The 16,130-nt window shown below is 27.3% G+C and carries 27 protein-coding genes; 19 read left to right on the top strand and 8 right to left on the bottom strand.

Translation table 11 applies throughout. From position 1 onward, the window contains the following. Positions 1–132: 132 nt before the first annotated feature. On the bottom strand, positions 133–540 hold the full coding sequence (locus tag HCG76_RS14335) for a metal-dependent hydrolase (protein WP_243281565.1): 408 nt from the start codon (positions 538–540) through the stop codon (positions 133–135). Positions 541–635: 95 nt separating this feature from the next. On the opposite strand from HCG76_RS14335, the gene HCG76_RS14340 reads away from it, so the two are divergent. The 3 genes from HCG76_RS14340 to HCG76_RS14350 all read left to right on the top strand — a co-directional run bounded on the left by HCG76_RS14340 (position 636) and on the right by HCG76_RS14350 (position 3,292). After that, positions 636–1,934 carry an FtsK/SpoIIIE domain-containing protein gene (locus HCG76_RS14340; protein WP_221699130.1) on the top strand — a complete coding sequence of 433 codons (1,299 nt, stop codon included), beginning with the start codon at positions 636–638 and terminating at the stop codon, positions 1,932–1,934. After that, on the top strand, positions 1,928–2,509 hold the full coding sequence (locus tag HCG76_RS14345; RefSeq protein ID WP_195989978.1) for a hypothetical protein: 582 nt from the start codon (positions 1,928–1,930) through the stop codon (positions 2,507–2,509). Before HCG76_RS14340 ends, HCG76_RS14345 begins: the two co-directional genes overlap by 7 nt. 315 nt (positions 2,510–2,824) lie before the next feature. After that, entirely contained in the window at positions 2,825–3,292 is a 468-nt protein-coding gene (locus HCG76_RS14350; protein ID WP_221699131.1) for a hypothetical protein, read from the top strand. Between the two features lie 75 nt (positions 3,293–3,367). Here HCG76_RS14350 and HCG76_RS14355 read toward each other — a convergent pair whose 3' ends face one another. The 6 genes from HCG76_RS14355 to HCG76_RS14380 form a co-directional block, all read right to left on the bottom strand. Continuing rightward, positions 3,368–3,649 carry a hypothetical protein gene (locus tag HCG76_RS14355; protein WP_195989976.1) on the bottom strand — a complete coding sequence of 94 codons (282 nt, stop codon included), beginning with the start codon at positions 3,647–3,649 and terminating at the stop codon, positions 3,368–3,370. Position 3,650: 1 nt separating this feature from the next. Beyond that, on the bottom strand, positions 3,651–4,529 hold the full coding sequence (locus HCG76_RS14360; protein ID WP_195989975.1) for a ParM/StbA family protein: 879 nt from the start codon (positions 4,527–4,529) through the stop codon (positions 3,651–3,653). A gap of 242 nt (positions 4,530–4,771) precedes the next feature. Beyond that, a complete protein-coding gene (locus HCG76_RS14365) occupies positions 4,772–5,077 on the bottom strand; it encodes a helix-turn-helix domain-containing protein (protein ID WP_195989974.1) in 306 nt (101 codons plus the stop codon). A 9-nt stretch (positions 5,078–5,086) separates the two neighbouring features. Then, entirely contained in the window at positions 5,087–5,536 is a 450-nt protein-coding gene (locus HCG76_RS14370; RefSeq protein ID WP_195989973.1) for a helix-turn-helix domain-containing protein, read from the bottom strand. A gap of 581 nt (positions 5,537–6,117) precedes the next feature. Continuing rightward, a complete protein-coding gene (locus HCG76_RS14375) occupies positions 6,118–6,411 on the bottom strand; it encodes a helix-turn-helix domain-containing protein (protein WP_195989972.1) in 294 nt (97 codons plus the stop codon). A 103-nt stretch (positions 6,412–6,514) separates the two neighbouring features. Next, a complete protein-coding gene (locus HCG76_RS14380; protein ID WP_221699132.1) occupies positions 6,515–6,709 on the bottom strand; it encodes a helix-turn-helix domain-containing protein in 195 nt (64 codons plus the stop codon). A 269-nt stretch (positions 6,710–6,978) separates the two neighbouring features. Between HCG76_RS14380 and HCG76_RS14385 the strand changes: the two genes are divergently transcribed. After that, positions 6,979–7,116 carry a hypothetical protein gene (locus tag HCG76_RS14385; RefSeq protein WP_221699133.1) on the top strand — a complete coding sequence of 46 codons (138 nt, stop codon included), beginning with the start codon at positions 6,979–6,981 and terminating at the stop codon, positions 7,114–7,116. Here the strand turns inward: HCG76_RS14385 and HCG76_RS14390 are convergent, their stop codons facing one another. Further along, a complete protein-coding gene (locus HCG76_RS14390) occupies positions 7,117–7,485 on the bottom strand; it encodes a helix-turn-helix transcriptional regulator (RefSeq protein ID WP_221699134.1) in 369 nt (122 codons plus the stop codon). It abuts the gene before it with no gap. A 145-nt stretch (positions 7,486–7,630) separates the two neighbouring features. On the opposite strand from HCG76_RS14390, the gene HCG76_RS19160 reads away from it, so the two are divergent. The 15 genes from HCG76_RS19160 (at position 7,631) to HCG76_RS14460 (ending at position 15,998) form a co-directional block, all read left to right on the top strand. Continuing rightward, on the top strand, positions 7,631–7,756 hold the full coding sequence (locus HCG76_RS19160; RefSeq protein WP_260458025.1) for a hypothetical protein: 126 nt from the start codon (positions 7,631–7,633) through the stop codon (positions 7,754–7,756). Between the two features lie 21 nt (positions 7,757–7,777). Continuing rightward, positions 7,778–7,924: an aspartyl-phosphate phosphatase Spo0E family protein gene (locus HCG76_RS14395; protein WP_221699135.1), complete on the top strand. Its 147-nt coding sequence runs from the start codon at positions 7,778–7,780 to the stop codon at positions 7,922–7,924. Further along, complete coding sequence (locus HCG76_RS14400; protein ID WP_221699136.1) at positions 7,917–8,612, top strand: helix-turn-helix domain-containing protein; 696 nt, start codon at positions 7,917–7,919, stop codon at positions 8,610–8,612. The genes HCG76_RS14395 and HCG76_RS14400 overlap by 8 nt, the downstream gene beginning before the upstream one ends. Before the next feature lie 2 nt (positions 8,613–8,614). After that, positions 8,615–9,931 carry a replicative DNA helicase gene (gene dnaB, locus HCG76_RS14405; RefSeq protein WP_221699137.1) on the top strand — a complete coding sequence of 439 codons (1,317 nt, stop codon included), beginning with the start codon at positions 8,615–8,617 and terminating at the stop codon, positions 9,929–9,931. A gap of 60 nt (positions 9,932–9,991) precedes the next feature. Next, on the top strand, positions 9,992–10,270 hold the full coding sequence (locus HCG76_RS14410; RefSeq protein ID WP_195989965.1) for a MarR family transcriptional regulator: 279 nt from the start codon (positions 9,992–9,994) through the stop codon (positions 10,268–10,270). 17 nt (positions 10,271–10,287) lie between these two features. Next, positions 10,288–10,668, top strand: coding sequence for a YopX family protein (locus HCG76_RS14415; protein WP_221699138.1), 381 nt, complete (start codon positions 10,288–10,290; stop codon positions 10,666–10,668). A gap of 27 nt (positions 10,669–10,695) precedes the next feature. Then, positions 10,696–10,947 (top strand): hypothetical protein, encoded by a 252-nt coding sequence (locus HCG76_RS14420; RefSeq protein ID WP_195989963.1) that lies wholly within the window; start codon positions 10,696–10,698, stop codon positions 10,945–10,947. 104 nt (positions 10,948–11,051) lie between these two features. Further along, positions 11,052–11,462: a single-stranded DNA-binding protein gene (locus HCG76_RS14425; RefSeq protein ID WP_221699140.1), complete on the top strand. Its 411-nt coding sequence runs from the start codon at positions 11,052–11,054 to the stop codon at positions 11,460–11,462. Between the two features lie 27 nt (positions 11,463–11,489). Further along, positions 11,490–11,993, top strand: a complete 504-nt coding sequence (locus HCG76_RS14430) for a hypothetical protein (RefSeq protein ID WP_221699141.1) — start codon at positions 11,490–11,492, stop codon at positions 11,991–11,993. Between the two features lie 32 nt (positions 11,994–12,025). Next, positions 12,026–12,274, top strand: a complete 249-nt coding sequence (locus tag HCG76_RS14435; RefSeq protein ID WP_221699142.1) for a hypothetical protein — start codon at positions 12,026–12,028, stop codon at positions 12,272–12,274. Between the two features lie 211 nt (positions 12,275–12,485). Beyond that, the gene (locus HCG76_RS14440) at positions 12,486–13,166 is read left to right on the top strand and encodes a hypothetical protein (protein ID WP_221699143.1); all 681 of its coding nucleotides are present in this window, start codon (positions 12,486–12,488) and stop codon (positions 13,164–13,166) included. A 40-nt stretch (positions 13,167–13,206) separates the two neighbouring features. Then, positions 13,207–14,334 (top strand): helix-turn-helix domain-containing protein, encoded by a 1,128-nt coding sequence (locus tag HCG76_RS14445; protein WP_221699144.1) that lies wholly within the window; start codon positions 13,207–13,209, stop codon positions 14,332–14,334. 97 nt (positions 14,335–14,431) lie between these two features. Then, positions 14,432–14,599: a hypothetical protein gene (locus tag HCG76_RS14450; protein ID WP_221699145.1), complete on the top strand. Its 168-nt coding sequence runs from the start codon at positions 14,432–14,434 to the stop codon at positions 14,597–14,599. A gap of 28 nt (positions 14,600–14,627) precedes the next feature. Beyond that, positions 14,628–14,831 (top strand): hypothetical protein, encoded by a 204-nt coding sequence (locus HCG76_RS14455; protein WP_042401638.1) that lies wholly within the window; start codon positions 14,628–14,630, stop codon positions 14,829–14,831. Between the two features lie 105 nt (positions 14,832–14,936). After that, positions 14,937–15,998, top strand: a complete 1,062-nt coding sequence (locus HCG76_RS14460; protein ID WP_221699146.1) for a tyrosine-type recombinase/integrase — start codon at positions 14,937–14,939, stop codon at positions 15,996–15,998. Positions 15,999–16,130 lie beyond the last annotated feature (132 nt).

The raw sequence follows: 16,130 nt of genomic DNA on the forward strand, positions 1-16,130 counted from the left end.
AGCGAAGTTTTTTATAAGAATGGCTTGTTTACTAGCTTTAATAGTAACAAACATTATAATTTAATAGCAATTCGGATAAATCACGCAGTTTTTTAGGATAAAATACGCAGTTTTATATTTTAAATACTAAATTTATTTAATTTTTATCATTTCTGAAATTATATAGATGGCAACTAATAAAATAAATAGATCTTCAGCTCCAGAAGCATAAATAAGCTTTGCTCCATACTTTTTTTTAACAAATGGATAAAAGAAAGGTACACCCATCTTTGTAAAACTATCCGCTATAAGATGTAATCCATAAGCTATAAACCACAATATCGCCATATCTATATTAAATATTCCAACTAAAACGCTACTTATTAATAAAAACAATAAACTATGTGTTATTGTTCTATGTTTTATACCTAAATATAAATCCCAATCTGGTGCCACAGAACCTACAATAGCACCAGCCATAGAAATATAAGACAAATCTAAATATTTTATTACTGGAATTGCTATAGCTATTCCGATAGCCGTATGAGTTCTACCCATCATAAATTATCACCTCAAATTTTATTTTTCCCAACTGTAATTATTTTTAAACTGTAGCATAAAATGTAGTATGAAATATTTTTTAAGAGGTTGTATTTATGGATTTAATTAGCTTATCCCTAATAACTGGTGGGGTTATTTTAGCAAAAGAAGGTAGTAGTTATTTATTAAACAGATTAAACATAACTGCTTACAGATGGAATAAAACAATGGCCAACTTAAAGCTTAATTTTAAAATTATAAAAAATAAGCCAATAAAAAATGGAGTGGAATTAACAGTTAAATCTCCAGCAGGTAAAAGTTATAAAGATTTAGAAAAACATATTGATTCCCTAGAAAGCTCCTTAAGAGGAATTATAACAATAGAAGATATAAGATTCACAGATTTAATTAAAATAGAAGTAATAAATGAGGAATTAAAAAATTATGATTTTATTCCAGTAAAATCACCAAACAATTTAATTTTTATAGGTAAAAATTTTAGTGAAAAAAATTTTTTTATAGATATAGAAAAGGATCCACACATACTTATAGGGGGAATGACAGGAACAGGGAAAACATTCTTATTATCTTCAATATTAACAAATTTGATATATAACAATTCTAACAGTATAGATTTATATATAAGTCAAATTATTAAAGGAGAAATAGGTCAATTTTCTAATTGCAAACCTGTAAAGTTTGTTGGTAATACCTTAGAAGAAGTAAGCATAATGCTAGAAAAAGTAGCTAAAAAAGTTGATAAAAGATGCCGCAAGTTTAATTCACAAGGCTATAAAAATTTAAGTCATTACAATAAAAATAACAAAAATAAATTAAAAAGAATTTACTTTGTAATAGAAGAAATATCATTCTTTATAGCAAAAGAAAGCGATAATGAAGAAATTAAACAATTAAAAAATAAATGTTGGACGAATATATTAACTATTGTTAAAGCTGGTAGAGCTGCAGGAGTACATTTCCTTAGTGTTACCCAAAGAAGTACTGTCGCAAATATTGATAGTGAGGTCAAATCACAAATGTGCTGTATAACATTAAGACAGCGTTCTAAAAGAGATAGTGAAAATATAATAGAAGATTCAGGTGCAGTTAAGCTTAAAGAAAGAGAATGTTTAATTTTTGGTTCACAAGGGCTAGATATGGTGAAAGTCCCTTCAATGGATGAAAACTATGAAATACTACAAAAGTATGTAAAAGAAATTATAGTTCCAAATAAACCACATAAACCACAACAAAAAATAAAAAAATTAGAAGTAGAAGAAGTTAAGTTTACTCACACACCAATAGATCTAGATAAAGATAAAATAATTTTCTTAGAAGCTGCAACAGAAAAGGAAACTAAGAATGAAATAAAAGAAAATAAAAAAAGTGAAAGGAAAGGTAGAGTTAAATGTTAATGCAAAGAGATAAGCTAATATTAAAACATATAGAACAATATAGAGGAATAACTATAAAACAAGCTCAATATTTATTTTTTAATAAATCATATGAAAATGCAAGAAGGAGACTATCAGACCTTGAAAATAAAATGGGATTAGTAAAAAGTTATAAATCTAACTATAGTAAAGAAAAAGTCTTTATATTAGATAAAAAGATAAGCGACCATGATTTAATAACATTAGATTACTTAAAATTTTTAGCAGCTAATGATTGTGAAATAGTAGAAGTTAAAATGCAACCAAAATACCTTAAAGGAATAATAAGAGCTGATGCATTTGTAATATTCAAAAAAGATGGTTATAAATATTTTACTATTTTAGAAGTTGATTATACTCATTATACGGAAAATACTAAATTCCAGCTATACGAAAAACTTTATAGAGATAAAGAACTAGAAGTTAAATGCGAGGGGACATTTCCTATCCTAATAGTTGCTCGTCCAACTCCTGGAGTAAGATACAATAGCAAGAACTTTGAGATAATCTATACTGATTTAAATTATGATAATTTATCAACTCATTTATTTTCATAATTCACGCCCTCAATATCTTTTTATTGGGGGTTTTGTTTTAGGCTATTACTAGCTTAGCACCTATAGGTTTGTTGGGTAATATTCTTACATACAATATCTTGTACTAAATCAAATAACAAAGCATATATTATAATATAAAACTTCAAATCCAAAGACAACACCTATACAAAACATTCATAAAATCTATTCAAAACATTATTAGTAAATCTATAGACGAAAAGTCGAAAGGTTAACCGATTGGCACGCCATGAGGCATGAAAGGAGGAACATTATCCCGTAAGGGTAGAAGAAATAAAAAACAGGAGTGATGATAAAATGACAAACTTATTAACCATCTTTATAGGAGCTCTGCTAATAAAAGCAGTTATATTAATGTTACCTACTCTAATCAGGACAGGTATTAGAAAACATATTCCCTATAAAAAATATACAGCAGAAGAAGTAATATCATGCAATCATATGAAGCCAGAACTATACTACATAAATCAGCTAAAAGAAAAGAAAAACAACTATAAAATAAAAAATGAAAATATATCATTTAATTTCACAAAAGTTGATAAAGAAATACAACTTCTATTTCTAAAAGAATTAATAAGATCTAAGCTAAAAAATAAACAATTAAGCAGAAGTAAAGTTTTAGCTATTAGAAATTTTTTAGAAAGCAATTTAGAAAAAGAAAAAAATAAAAAGTTTGCGAATGACTTCCATGCTATTTACCACTACTTAAAGTCTTCAGCTTTAACAAGTGAGCATATAAGTGCAATCACAAACCTAATACAATAAACATTTTTTGAAAGGATACTTAAATAAGTTTATCCTTTCTTTTTTATTATTTCCAATATATATATTTTTTATACATTAACATGGGTAGTCATTAGCTTCATCTGAATTACAATAAGAATTATGATTATATTCTATTTCTATATTCTCTACTTCCTTCATTTCAGAATTACTTTGTACAGGAACATCAACACGTTGAACAAGGCCTTTTTCCTGAAGCATTTGTAAGTAAAGTAAATCCTTTACTAACCCTCCAAAGCTTGAAAACTTACTATCTAGCCAATCACTAATTTCCTTTTCCTTTTCATCATCAAGATTAAAATATACTGGTTTCATTATTCTAGTCTTTTGTTTACTCAATTTATTCACCCCATTTAGCTAACATGAAATTATAATATCCTAAAACATTAGAATATAAAGAGTCTTTTAACATACAGTTTTTCCCGAAGAATTTATCTAATTGAACACTTCCTAAATCAATAGAACCTCCACCAGTTAAGAACCATGTGTACAGATCTATATCTATTTTATAGATTTTAGCTTCATTTATAATTTTATTAATTAAACCTTCCTTTTCTTCATCTGATATTTCTATTCTTCCGTTATCAAGTAAATTTTCTATAGTATTTATATTATAGTCTTTCCCACTACGCTTTATATCACTTAATATATTATTTTTTAAATCTAATAATCCAAAATTTAAAGTACAAACCTTATCTTGTTTACCATTTATAAATGTAGCTATATTAACAGTTCTTCCTCCAATATCAATTATTCCTAAGTTTCCGTTAGTGTTTCTAATAGCTCTTGGAATCGCAAAATATGAAGCAAATCCTTCTCCTATAACTCCAATATTAGTTATTTTGACTTTTCTCTCCTTATTTCTATATTTAAATTTAAATTCTTTATTTAATAATTGTGCCTTAAATATATCTCTTAATCCACTAACATGTTCTGCTGGTGCTCCCATCATTATTTCTATTTCTTCATCTTCTGTAGCTCTAGCTATAGCACATAATAGTAAAGGTAAGTAGTCCTTTTCTGTTTTATTAAATTCAAAATCATAATTTCCTTGCTCTATGGAATATTTAACTCCTCCAATTTCAACAACTTCTGCACTTGAATAATCTTGTTGTTCTTCGTCGGTAAATCTAGATTGAAAGCTATCAAACTCAACCTTATCTCCTTTTTTATAGGCTAATTTAATATTTCTGTTCCCTAAATCAATTGCAATCTTCATAATATACACATCTCCCCGTAACATTATTTGTAATTATTTAATATCTTATAATATTATTTGATATTATTTACAAAATAAATTATATTCTATTAGGAACAATATGTCAATATCAAATAATATCTTATAATATTATTTAATATCACAAGATATTATTTAACATCACAACTTATTCTGCATAATATAAAAAAAGAGAATACCAAGATTCTCTTTTTATCTGTTTAGCCCAACTTAATTCCCTATAATTATTTAAGAATATATGAATTGGTCAATTGTCCGCCAAATTTATCTGTATTCTTTTCTATTTCAATTAATCCTTTGTTTTTTAATGATTTCAACAACGCTATTATAGTCTTTGAACTCATACCACTATCAGATGTTAATTCCCTTTTTATTGATGGGTTGCACCTATTAGATCCTTGCGGACAATGAGAAGCTAGTATTAAATACATCATTTTTTCATTACCAGTTAAATTAGGATTTCTTATAAAGTCATTACTTACTAAAGTTTCTCCATTAATCTTAATAATATTTTTTTTGATATCACTCATAATAGCCTCCTATATAACTTTTTTTACGCCTTTTCTTGATCCCTGCTTCAACTGTTTAGCTTGGGCATCTGCCACCATCTTTTTTCTTTTTATGTATTCTAAACTTTCAGTAATAAATAGTCCTGTTTCGTGATTAAGCTTTGATAGATAATACGTATTACTTTTTCTTCTACCTGTTTCATCAAATTCCGGTACTATAGTAATTACACCTTTTTCTTCTAAGCTCTTTAAAGTTAAACTTAAAGTACTATTACTTTTTATATTGGCTCTTTTCATTATTTTAGCTTGAGATGGATAACAAGCACTAGAGTTAATTGCAAAGCTTTTTAATGCTAAATATACCATTTTCTCAGTTCCTGTATAAGCTTCTTGTTCCATCAATGCAATATGATAAGGAACAAATAAATTAGCTTTATCTAAGTCGACCACTATATTACGATTATCTATACTATCATTCATTCTCTCACCCTCCCTAAGTAGTAATGTAACATGGGTATAACTTAATGTTACCTTGTAAGTCATTTTATGTCAATATTAAATTTTATTTTATTTTATCCACAGCTTATCCACACATCATAACCCCTATTCGAAAATCGCATAGCTTAGCTATGCGAAAATCGCATAGAGGGTCTATGCGAAAATCGCATAGGGGTCTATTCGAAAATCGCATAGTAGTCTATGCGAAAATCGCATAGGGGGTCTATGCGAAAATCGCATACATAAATATATAAATATATAAAATATATAAATTAAAATATATAAATTAAAATATATAAATATATGAAATAGATAAATTAGAAATAGAAAATATTTATATTATAATATAGGTGATTTTTATGTATTAAATTGTAATTGTAGATATAAACATCATTCCATTCATTTCTATGCTATAGCTTTAAATATTTCTTTAAGGGAGTACAGGCTTGATATATGTCTAATGCCAATAAAGATACCTTTAAATAACAAACGCTCTTAAAATGCCTTGTAGTCAATTTAAATGCTATAAAAAAAGCATATCTTAATTATTTTTAAGATACACTTTATTCTTTTTCTATTTTGTATTTTTTTAAAGTTTCATATATACCCATAATGGCATCTACATTTTTTTCATTCTCTAAAGCAAAATTATATTTATGTTTTGTTCTTCCCAAAAGGTAATCACAACTAACCTCAAAATAATTTGCTATAACAACTAATGTTTCTATATCAATCCGCCTATTTCCACTTTCCCAATTAGCTAATGTTGATCTAGAAATATTAAGTACAGCTGCAAGATCTTCTTGATTCATATCTTTATCCATTCTTAGTTCTGCTATAATCTCACCTATATTCATAATATCCCTCCAAAGAATATTATAGGCTATAGGTGAGTTAAAGTTTATAATATTGCATTACGAAACAATTAACATTCAAAAGTTTCATTATGAAACAATAATTCTATAGTTTAGCTATAAACTTAAAAACTTCTACAGGGTCTAACTCTAATATTAAAGATAGGTCTAATATTTTACTAACGGACAGAGATTTAGTTTTTCTAGTTTCTATCTTAGAAACATATGATTGGCTTATTCCTAGATATGAACCTAATTCCTTTTGGGTTAATTTTTTATTAAATCGAGCCTTTTGTATCATGCAATAACCTTTTATGCTTAATAAATTTACGACAATAAATATTACATTTCGAGCAATTAACAAGAAGTTATACATAATATTTTATTTAAATTTTACAAATAGACAATAGATTTTATAAATTACATACATTTACTACAACTGTAAAAAACATGTCGAAATATTCCTGTCAGGAATACGTTTTTGATGTATAATACAAATATAGATTCAACTTGAACAAACGTTCGAGTTAATATATAATTTTTAGTAATAAATGCAAAGGGGTTCGTTTTATGGAAGAAAGAAATAAAGAAAAAATAAAATTAGAAATAATCGAAAATCTAAAATATGTGCAAAATTTAGATGTTTTAATTTTTATAAAATCAATGGTAGATGAAACAAATAGATTGAATAAAAAAAGAAGCAGTTAATTAAGACTGCTTCTTTCTTTCTATTAGACCATCAACTAATATTTTCACAACTTCAATTTCATTTTCATCTAATTCTGATAAGCCTAATATCAATTTTTTCGTTAGATTGTCACCTCTGTTAAATATTTTAGTAAGTTCAACTCCAAGTTGTTGGTTTATATTTGTTACAAACATATCACCCTTACCTTCTCTAAGCCATTCTTCATTTACATTAAAGGTAGAACATATTAACTTTATATGTCTATCTCTTAATGAAGTTTTACCACTTTCCAAAACTGCATATGTGGATTGAGCAATACTTAACTTATTAGAGAATTCCGCTTGGCTTAAATCTAACTCTGTTCTTAAAATTTTCAATCTTTTATTCATAATTGAACCTCCATAAATAATGATAATCCAAAACTGATTAAAAATCAATAAAAATATCGTTTTTTAATATTTTATAGAAAAACGATTGACTTTTAATAGAAAAACGATTATGATTTAATCATAAAATATCGAAGGAGGTTTAAATATGACTAATAAACAAAAAGAAATAGAAAAATTATTAGAAAAAGTCAACGATGATTTGTCTAATAAAGAAAAAATGTTTGTTTTAGGTGTTATTGAAGGACTTAAGTTGGCTAAAATAGCAATTTAGTAATTAAGAGGTGAAAAGAAAATGGAAAAGTTAAGGGAAAAACTCCATAAATATATTGATATTTATGGAGTTGGAAGCAAGAAAACATTAAAGATTAGTAATAAATTAAATAAACTTGTTAATATTGAAATGAAAAAAAATAACTATAGCGAGATTAGAAATGGATAGAGATTTCAAAGGAATATGGATCCCAAAGGAAATTTGGTTAACTAGAGATCTATCAATTCAAGAGAAGATATTTCTAGTAGAAATAGATAGTTTAGATGGTAATAATGGATGCTATGCGAGCAATGAGTATTTTTCAGAATTTTTCGGACTATCTAAAAATAGATGCTCAGAAATAATAAAAAGTTTAGAAAGAAAAAGCAAGCTCACAATTTCATATAAATATAAAGAAGGTACTAATTCAATTGAAAGAAGAATTTTAAGAGTAAAAAAAGGTATTCGAGAAACCGACAGAGGTATTCGAGAAACCGACAGAGGGTATTCGGAAAAGTGTGAAGAGAATAATACAATATATAATAATACAAATATTAATATATATAGTGCAAATGATGCACAAGATATTTGGGAATTATATCCGAATAAAAAAGGTAAAGCTCAAGCAATGAAGAAAATACCCAAATTACTAGAAACTTTAGGGAAAGATGTTCTTGCTGAATGTGTTAAAAAATATTCAGATGAGGTTAAAGGTAAAGATAAGCAATTTATACTTAATGGCTCAACATTCTTTAATGGTAGATATGAGGATTACTTAGATGACGCAATAGAAGCTGGCAGTAAAGCGAATGATAATACTAAGAATAGTGAAGTTCATGAGAGTAAATATATATTTAATTTAAGTGAGGACATGTAATTATGAGAGAAGATGTATTAAGAGAATTACCAAGTAGCTTAGAAGCTGAGCAAGCATTAATTTCTAGCATGATAAATATTCCTAGTAAGATACAAGAGGTTGAAGATATTTTAAGTGTAGATGACTTTTATTGGGATAGACATAAGCAAATTTATAAAAACATTAAAGAGTTATCCAGAAGAGATAGCGAAGTGGATGTTGTTATATTACTTGAAGAAATTAAAAATAACGGAGATATAAAAAGCTGTGGTGGGATTTCTTATATTAGTGATATTGCAGGTAGTGGATTTTATGGAGCTAACGTTGAAGGATATATAAAAATAATCAAAGAAAAATCTGATAGAAGAAAATTAATAAAGACAGGAAGAGAGCTTATTGGTAAATGTTATGATGGCGAAGATTTAGATAATCTAATAGGTTTTGTTGAAGATAATGTGTACAAGGTGTCTAATTCTAAAGATTCAAGTGAAATAGTTGATATAAGCAAAGCTATTAATGATGTATTAACGAGAATTGAGCAAAATTATCAAAATGGAGGGAAAATCTTAGGAGTCTCTACTGGATATGAAGAATTAGATAAAACGATATCGGGATTACAAAAAGGTGACTTTATAATAACTGCAGCTAGACCATCAATGGGGAAAACAGCATTTGCACTTAATATAGGGCAATATGCATCAAGAGAAAGTAGTGTTGCAATATTTTCATTAGAAATGACAAGAGATCAATTAATGGAAAGACTATTAGCGGCAAAGTGTTTAGTTGATTTTAGTGCTATTAAAACAGGAAAATTAACTGATGAACAGTTCTTAAAAATAGCTAATGCATCAACTGATTTAAGTAATAGAAAAATATTTATTGATGATAAAGCAACATCATTAACAGATATTAAGGCTAAATGTAGAAATTTAAAGGTTAAAAAGGGGCTTGATGTAGTTATAATAGATTATTTACAACTAATAGAGAGCACTGAAAAATCTTATTCTAGAGAGCAAGAAATAGCGAAGATATCAAGAGAGCTTAAGAAGATGGCCAAAAAGTTAGATGTAACAATTATTGCATTATCACAATTATCAAGAGCACCAGAGGCAAGAGCTGACAGAAGACCAATACTATCTGATTTAAGAGAATCAGGCTCAATAGAACAGGATGCAGATATTATATTAATGCTTTATAGAGATGAATATTACAACAAAGAATCAGAAGATAAGAATATAGCTGAAGTTATAGTAGGAAAGAATAGAAATGGTGAAGTAAAGAGTATAAAGTTAGGGTGGTTTGGCAACTATCAAAGATTTGCATCATTAGATAGAAGATAATAAGTTGACTAAATACTCTACATATATAGATAAAATTACCTACTAAATTAAGGAGTAAAAATGAAAACTGAATATATAGATTATTTAACAACTTTAGATATAAGCGGACAGAGCTTTAGAATTTTACTAGCTTTAAATATAAAAGAGCACACTCAAACTCAAATACAAGAAAAATTAAACATACAAGATAAAGCACAAGTGAATAAATTATTTAAAGATCTAAGCAATAGAGGATTGATAGAAATATCTAAAGTAGAAGGGAGAAATAAATTTTATAAAGCTGTAAAAGATGTTAAAAGACTAAGAATTAATATACCAGGACAGCAAAGAATGTTTTAAAAGGAGATGAGAACGTTATGGCAGAGATAAAATTCAAAATTTATGATAAGAACAGAAAAAGGCTTATAAGTGGGACTGGTTATAGCATAACAGGAGATGGGGAAGTACAAACATTTAATAGTCATGGAGTAGCAGAAGGAACAGTTAATAATAGACATTTAAAGCCAGTTTTATATTCAGGAAAGAAAGATATTACAGGAAGAGATATTTACGAAGGCTTTATAGTTGAGAGAAAAGCAGCAGTACCAGGAGATGAAGAGATAACAGGAATAGTTATTTTAGATGAATGTCAATGGTGGATTGAAAATAAAGAAGAACAAAGAGCAGTACCATTATTTTCTGAAACAGCAGAAGATAAAATTATAGGAAATGTATATGAAAAAGAGTATTTTGTCTAGAAAGATAAAGATTAAAAGGGTGATATGATGTTTGAAAAAATAAAGAGAAATTTATTTAAATTTTTTAAGAGTAGTTGGTATGGAGAAAGTAAAAATAAAGATGAAAATGAAATAGGATTAAATCTAATATCAGAAAATGAAGAAAAGGTTTTTGTAGAACAAAAGGCTATAGATCCAAGAGAAAGAGCAAGAAAAAAATTTCAAATGATAGCTAAAAGAACGAAAAGTTGGAGAATAAGAGAGAAAAATATAAAAAGGTTAGTGGATTATTATGATTGATTTAGATATGAAGGTAATAGAGAAAGCAGTTAAATATTATTTTGCTGGTTATAGTGCTAAAGAAGCTATAAGAAAGGCAATAAATGAAAATGAAGGAGAGATAAATGAATAAAGTAGTACTTATAGGAAGAACAACTAAAAGTCCAGAACTAAGATATGCACCAGGAACAGGAACTGCAGTATGCAGATTTACATTAGCAGTAAATAGACCTTACAAGAAAGATGAAACAGATTTTATTAATTGTGTAGCATTTGGAAAGATTGCAGAGACTATAGCTCAATATGTTTTAAAAGGTAGACAAGTAGCTATAACTGGAAGTATTAGAACAGGCTCATATGAGAATAATGCAGGAAATAAGATTTATACGACTGATGTTGCATTAGACGGTTTTGAATTTATAGGGAATTCAAATAATAATCAAGGTAATTCAGGAACATGGAATCAATCAGAAGATACAGGAATGGGATTTGGGGTAGAAGAACCAATTGATGAAGGGAATATGCCTTTTAGGTAATAATTTTGGGACAAGGAGGCTTAGGTTATGTATGATTTTTATATTACTCCAACTGAATATGAAATGGCTGAGAAGAATGGAATAAGTAAGCAATGTTTAGAAGTTAGAATTAGAAGATTAGGGTGGTCAAAATTTAGAGCATTAAATGAGAAGCCTTTAAAGTTTAATAGATTACCTAAAGAATGGGTTGATATAGCTAGAAAAAACGGAATTTGTTACAGTACTTTTAAATATAGAGTTAATATTTTAAAGCTTGATATAGAGATTGCGGCAACTAAACCGTTACAGAATAGAAGATTACAAGCAAAGAAAGCTTGTGAAGCAAGTCGAAAATATCCTAAAGAATATAAAGATTTAGCACTTAAAAATGGGATTTCAGAGAGAACATTTCATAGAAGGCTGAAAAGTGGATGGGATTTAATTACTGCATCAACCAAGCCTCCAATGACAAGTAGAGAAATTGGGTTATTAACTAAAGACAAAAGAAGTAATTTTATTTATGGAAATAAATATAGAGCAATAACTGAATAGTTGCAAATTAGCGAAGGAAGGGAGAATTGAAATTGAAAATAAGATTATGTTACAGGGTAGAGAAAGAAGCTGGTTGGGGGGAAGATGAATATGGTAATCCAACAGAGGTTTATAGTTGTGTTAAAGTAAATTGTACAACTTATAATGTTCCTAAAAATCAGTATAAAGAATTAGTTGAGGCAGGAAGAAGAATAACAGCATCTCAATTTAAAATAGATGAAAATTTAATTACTCCAATAACATTAAATGAGTATTTAGATCATGTGGATGAAGAAGATTAATTCATAAAAATTTAAAGCGAACAATTTGAAATTAATGTTTTAGAGAATTTATAATAATTTGATCTTTGAAAATTGAATAAAGATATACGGTATTAAAATAAGCTTTAATGATTTTACTATTAAAATTATGGTAAAAAGATTTATTTAGTTGACAAAAATAGAAAAAAATCATATTATTATTGATATAATTAATTTGTGAGAAGGTGATAATATGATTAATAGCAAAGAACATTTACAAGATAATATTAATGAAATTAATGAAACACTTAATAACTTAGAGTTTCGTAAATATTTAAATATGGTATATGATATAGGTATATTAAAAGATAAAAACAAAAAAAAGTTAGATGAAAGATATGAAATAGAAACATATCCAGCATCTAAGGGGTTTTCTAAAATTCGAGAGATTGGGAATGTAATTTGTAATAAAAAAGAGCTTTGGCCTACTGGAGTTAGTGCAGATGTAATATTAGCACAAAAAATACCAGTAATAAAAGTGAAAAATATTATGTTGACTATGAAATCTACAAAAAATATTGATAGTTTATGGAAAAAGCCAAAGGATTACATGAAGCAATATTCTAAGTTGAATAAAGGGATAACACCACAAATAGAAATTCTAAATCGTACTTTAGAGGAAGATTTAGATGAATTAAAAGTAAATTTAGGTGCAAAATATTATGGAATACTTGCATATAGCTTAGGAAGTGATAATACTTTAGAAAATATGCAGGTTGTATTTTTAAGTGATAATGCCAATGATATAGTTCATACTGTGGATATTCCAGTTATTAAATTGGAGAATAAAATAATTCCAGAAGATAAATCATTAAAAGATAAAATAGAAGAAAATAAAGGCGAATCCCTTAAAGGAATAATAGGATTAAAATAATATTTTGTACTACATACTTAGATAGTACAGGAGGTATATGATGAGTATATCAGAAAGAAAAGTATATGGGCAGCGGATTAAGCAAGGTAGAATCTTAAGAGGATTTTCACAAGAACAGTTAGGGAAAAAGATAGGGGTAACACGACAAGCTATATCTAATTGTGAAAAGGATACTATAAGTTTAAATACAGCTAATCTTTTAAAAATAAGTGAGATTTTAGAGTTACCTTTAAGCTTCTTTTATAAGCCTCCAACAGAAAATAATAGTGATAAGGTGATTTTTTTTAGGAGTAAAGATATTCCTAAAAAGACTAAAGAGCAATTAAGAGAAGAAATAAATATTTTTGATAAAGAAGTTGTAAAATATTTTGAACAATATGTTAAACTTCCTAGTCTAAATTTACCTGATTTAAGTGATATATTAAAACATGGTACTTATAACTATAAAAAAGAAACTATAATAGAGGTATGTAAAAAAATAAGAGAACATTGGGGATTGGGTAATAAACCAATAGATAATTTAGCTTATATATTACAAGCAAATGGATTTATAATAAGTAGACAATATATAGATCAAGATAAAACAGATGCATTTTCTCAAAAGATAGATAATAATTATATCTTTATAAGTGGTAATAAAGAGTGTGCAGTTAGAAGCAGATTTGATTTAGCACATGAGCTAGGACATTTAATTTTACATGATAATATAGAAATAGATGAATTTGAAGACAAAATAATAGAGAAAGATGCTGATTTGTTTGCATCAGAGTTTTTATATCCGAGTGAAGTTTTTTTAGAAGATATACAAGATTACTCTTTAGGTTTTGAAAGATTTATAGAATTAAAGGAAAAATGGAAGGTATCAATACAGCTATTAGTTAGAAAATGTAAAGATTTGGGGGTGATTTCAGAGGAGAAGTATATTTACTTTCAAAAAAGAATTAGCTTTAATAAATGGAGAAAAAAAGAACCATTAGATGATAGAATTGTATTAGAAAAGCCTAGATTATTTGAAGATGTTATTGAACTGTTAATTGAAGAGAATATTCTTACTAAGAAAGATATTTTAATGAATATAGATTTAGAGAAAAATGATATAATAAAATATTGTAACTTAGAAGATAATTTTTTTGAGGATACTTTTTGTAATATAGTGAAAATTTATTAATATAAAAACATTGATAATACCGTATTATTCAAAATGAATATGCGGTATTTTTTTATGCGTAATTTGAAATTATTGCGAAACAAATAAGGAGTTTTAAATGGCAAAAAGAAAGCAATTAGAAAAGAAATATAAAGTTGCATTTTGGAAAGAGTATAGCTATTTATTAAAGGCTATGGCTTGGGTTTGTGTAAATGAAGAAAGTGGAGAATTTATTTGCGAAGCTAAAACTTTAAAAGAAATTGAAGAAATTTTAATAAAGAATTAGCTCACAATTCAAAACCAGGAGGAAGAGAATGTATTATAGAGCAGATGTATATAAGGATGCAGTAGTCAAAAATAGTTTTATTGCAAATAGCGTAGACGTTTTAAAAAGTAAAGCAGAGCCTTATATAAAAGACGATAAAGTTACACAAATAGTAGTGTCAGAGGTTAAAGATATTGGATTCTTTAAAGTTCCGTCTGAACTGGAAGAGTATTTAAAATGTAAAATATTATAGTGAATGATTCAAAAAATAGAGAATAGGAGTAAATTTAATTATAATTACATACTTCTATTCTCATAAGATAATCAAATTCAATTAATATTTAGGGAGGAGAAGAACATGGAAAACTTAAACTATAGAAATTGCAATGAGGAAGTAACTGTAAAATTAATAGGTAAATTAACAATGGAGTTTCCAGAGCTAGAGGTTAACCTACCAAGACAACTAGAAATAAAAAGATTAGTAGAAGAAGTTTTATATGGGTATGAGGTTACTACAAAAGAAACAGCATTAGTGACAAGTGATCTTGAGGATAAGGTAAACTATTTCCTAGCGACTAAAAAGCTTGAAGGTTTATCAGTAGCTACTTTAAAGAATTATAGCTATAACTTAAGAAAATTATGCAAATTCTTCAATAAGCCAGTATCTATGATTACAAGTGCTGACATTAAAATGTTCATGTATGCAGAAAGTAGTACCAAGGGTGCTGCTGGAATGAACACATTTATGACACCTATTAAATTATTCTTTGCATGGCTTCAAAATGAAGAATTTATAATTAAGAATCCATGTTCTTCTATTAGGCCTGTAAAAGAACCAAAGAGAGAAAAACAACCATTGACTGAAGAGCAAGTCGAAATGTTAAGGGATTGTATTCTTAGTAGAAGAGATAGAGCAATATTAGAATTTTTCTTATCAACTGGTTGTAGAGTAGCTGAAGTTGGTAATGTTAAGGTAAGCGATTTAGATATGACACATAAGACTTTATTAGTTATAGGAAAGGGAAATAAGGAAAGAAGAGTATATTTTACAGAAAGATGTAAAAGGTCAATACTTAATTATCTTAGAGAACGTGAGGAGCAAGGAATAATCAGCGAATATTTATTCTGTTCTTCAAAAGCTCCAAATAAAAAATCAATTAATACAGAGCCTTATAAAAAATTAAATAATCGTGGTTATCAAGTAATTGTAAATAAAATGCAAAAGATGGCTAATATAGAAATGAGAATCACTCCGCATACATTTAGGCATACAATGGCTACATTTGCTTTAAGAAGTGGGATGAAACCTGAAGTTATTCAACAAATACTAGGGCATAATGATGTTGGATTAACATTGAGGGTATATGCAAAGGTAGCTCAAACTGATGTTGAATATTCATATAGAAAATTAGTTTCATAAAGGGAGGTAAAGTAAATGGACAAGCATCTATTAATATTTTTTATAGTAGATATAATAATAACAATTTTACAGTTGATTATATGTGTAAAGATATCAAAAAAACATGAGATTATGAAATAAGGTGATAAAATG

This window comes from Clostridium sp. K13, from assembly GCF_019734195.1.
GTDB lineage: Bacteria > Bacillota > Clostridia > Clostridiales > Clostridiaceae > Clostridium.

Bases quoted from the DNA above. Each gene is read 5' to 3' on its own strand.
- HCG76_RS19160 (WP_260458025.1), top strand. From the start codon at position 7,631: ATGACTAATAAACAAAAAGAAATAGAAAAATTATTAGAAAAAGTCAAC.
- HCG76_RS14455 (WP_042401638.1), top strand. From the start codon at position 14,628: ATGTATTATAGAGCAGATGTATATAAGGATGCAGTAGTCAAAAATAGT.
- HCG76_RS14370 (WP_195989973.1), bottom strand. From the start codon at position 5,536: ATGAATGATAGTATAGATAATCGTAATATAGTGGTCGACTTAGATAAA.
- HCG76_RS14450 (WP_221699145.1), top strand. From the start codon at position 14,432: ATGGCAAAAAGAAAGCAATTAGAAAAGAAATATAAAGTTGCATTTTGG.
- HCG76_RS14395 (WP_221699135.1), top strand. From the start codon at position 7,778: ATGGAAAAGTTAAGGGAAAAACTCCATAAATATATTGATATTTATGGA.
- HCG76_RS14410 (WP_195989965.1), top strand. From the start codon at position 9,992: ATGAAAACTGAATATATAGATTATTTAACAACTTTAGATATAAGCGGA.
- HCG76_RS14335 (WP_243281565.1), bottom strand. From the start codon at position 540: ATGATGGGTAGAACTCATACGGCTATCGGAATAGCTATAGCAATTCCA.
- HCG76_RS14400 (WP_221699136.1), top strand. From the start codon at position 7,917: ATGGATAGAGATTTCAAAGGAATATGGATCCCAAAGGAAATTTGGTTA.
- HCG76_RS14430 (WP_221699141.1), top strand. From the start codon at position 11,490: ATGTATGATTTTTATATTACTCCAACTGAATATGAAATGGCTGAGAAG.
- HCG76_RS14390 (WP_221699134.1), bottom strand. From the start codon at position 7,485: ATGAATAAAAGATTGAAAATTTTAAGAACAGAGTTAGATTTAAGCCAA.
- HCG76_RS14420 (WP_195989963.1), top strand. From the start codon at position 10,696: ATGTTTGAAAAAATAAAGAGAAATTTATTTAAATTTTTTAAGAGTAGT.
- HCG76_RS14380 (WP_221699132.1), bottom strand. From the start codon at position 6,709: ATGATACAAAAGGCTCGATTTAATAAAAAATTAACCCAAAAGGAATTA.
- HCG76_RS14350 (WP_221699131.1), top strand. From the start codon at position 2,825: ATGACAAACTTATTAACCATCTTTATAGGAGCTCTGCTAATAAAAGCA.
- HCG76_RS14375 (WP_195989972.1), bottom strand. From the start codon at position 6,411: ATGAATATAGGTGAGATTATAGCAGAACTAAGAATGGATAAAGATATG.
- HCG76_RS14415 (WP_221699138.1), top strand. From the start codon at position 10,288: ATGGCAGAGATAAAATTCAAAATTTATGATAAGAACAGAAAAAGGCTT.
- HCG76_RS14365 (WP_195989974.1), bottom strand. From the start codon at position 5,077: ATGAGTGATATCAAAAAAAATATTATTAAGATTAATGGAGAAACTTTA.
- HCG76_RS14425 (WP_221699140.1), top strand. From the start codon at position 11,052: ATGAATAAAGTAGTACTTATAGGAAGAACAACTAAAAGTCCAGAACTA.
- HCG76_RS14345 (WP_195989978.1), top strand. From the start codon at position 1,928: ATGTTAATGCAAAGAGATAAGCTAATATTAAAACATATAGAACAATAT.
- HCG76_RS14445 (WP_221699144.1), top strand. From the start codon at position 13,207: ATGAGTATATCAGAAAGAAAAGTATATGGGCAGCGGATTAAGCAAGGT.
- HCG76_RS14440 (WP_221699143.1), top strand. From the start codon at position 12,486: ATGATTAATAGCAAAGAACATTTACAAGATAATATTAATGAAATTAAT.
- HCG76_RS14385 (WP_221699133.1), top strand. From the start codon at position 6,979: ATGGAAGAAAGAAATAAAGAAAAAATAAAATTAGAAATAATCGAAAAT.
- HCG76_RS14340 (WP_221699130.1), top strand. From the start codon at position 636: ATGGATTTAATTAGCTTATCCCTAATAACTGGTGGGGTTATTTTAGCA.
- HCG76_RS14460 (WP_221699146.1), top strand. From the start codon at position 14,937: ATGGAAAACTTAAACTATAGAAATTGCAATGAGGAAGTAACTGTAAAA.
- dnaB (WP_221699137.1), top strand. From the start codon at position 8,615: ATGAGAGAAGATGTATTAAGAGAATTACCAAGTAGCTTAGAAGCTGAG.
- HCG76_RS14360 (WP_195989975.1), bottom strand. From the start codon at position 4,529: ATGAAGATTGCAATTGATTTAGGGAACAGAAATATTAAATTAGCCTAT.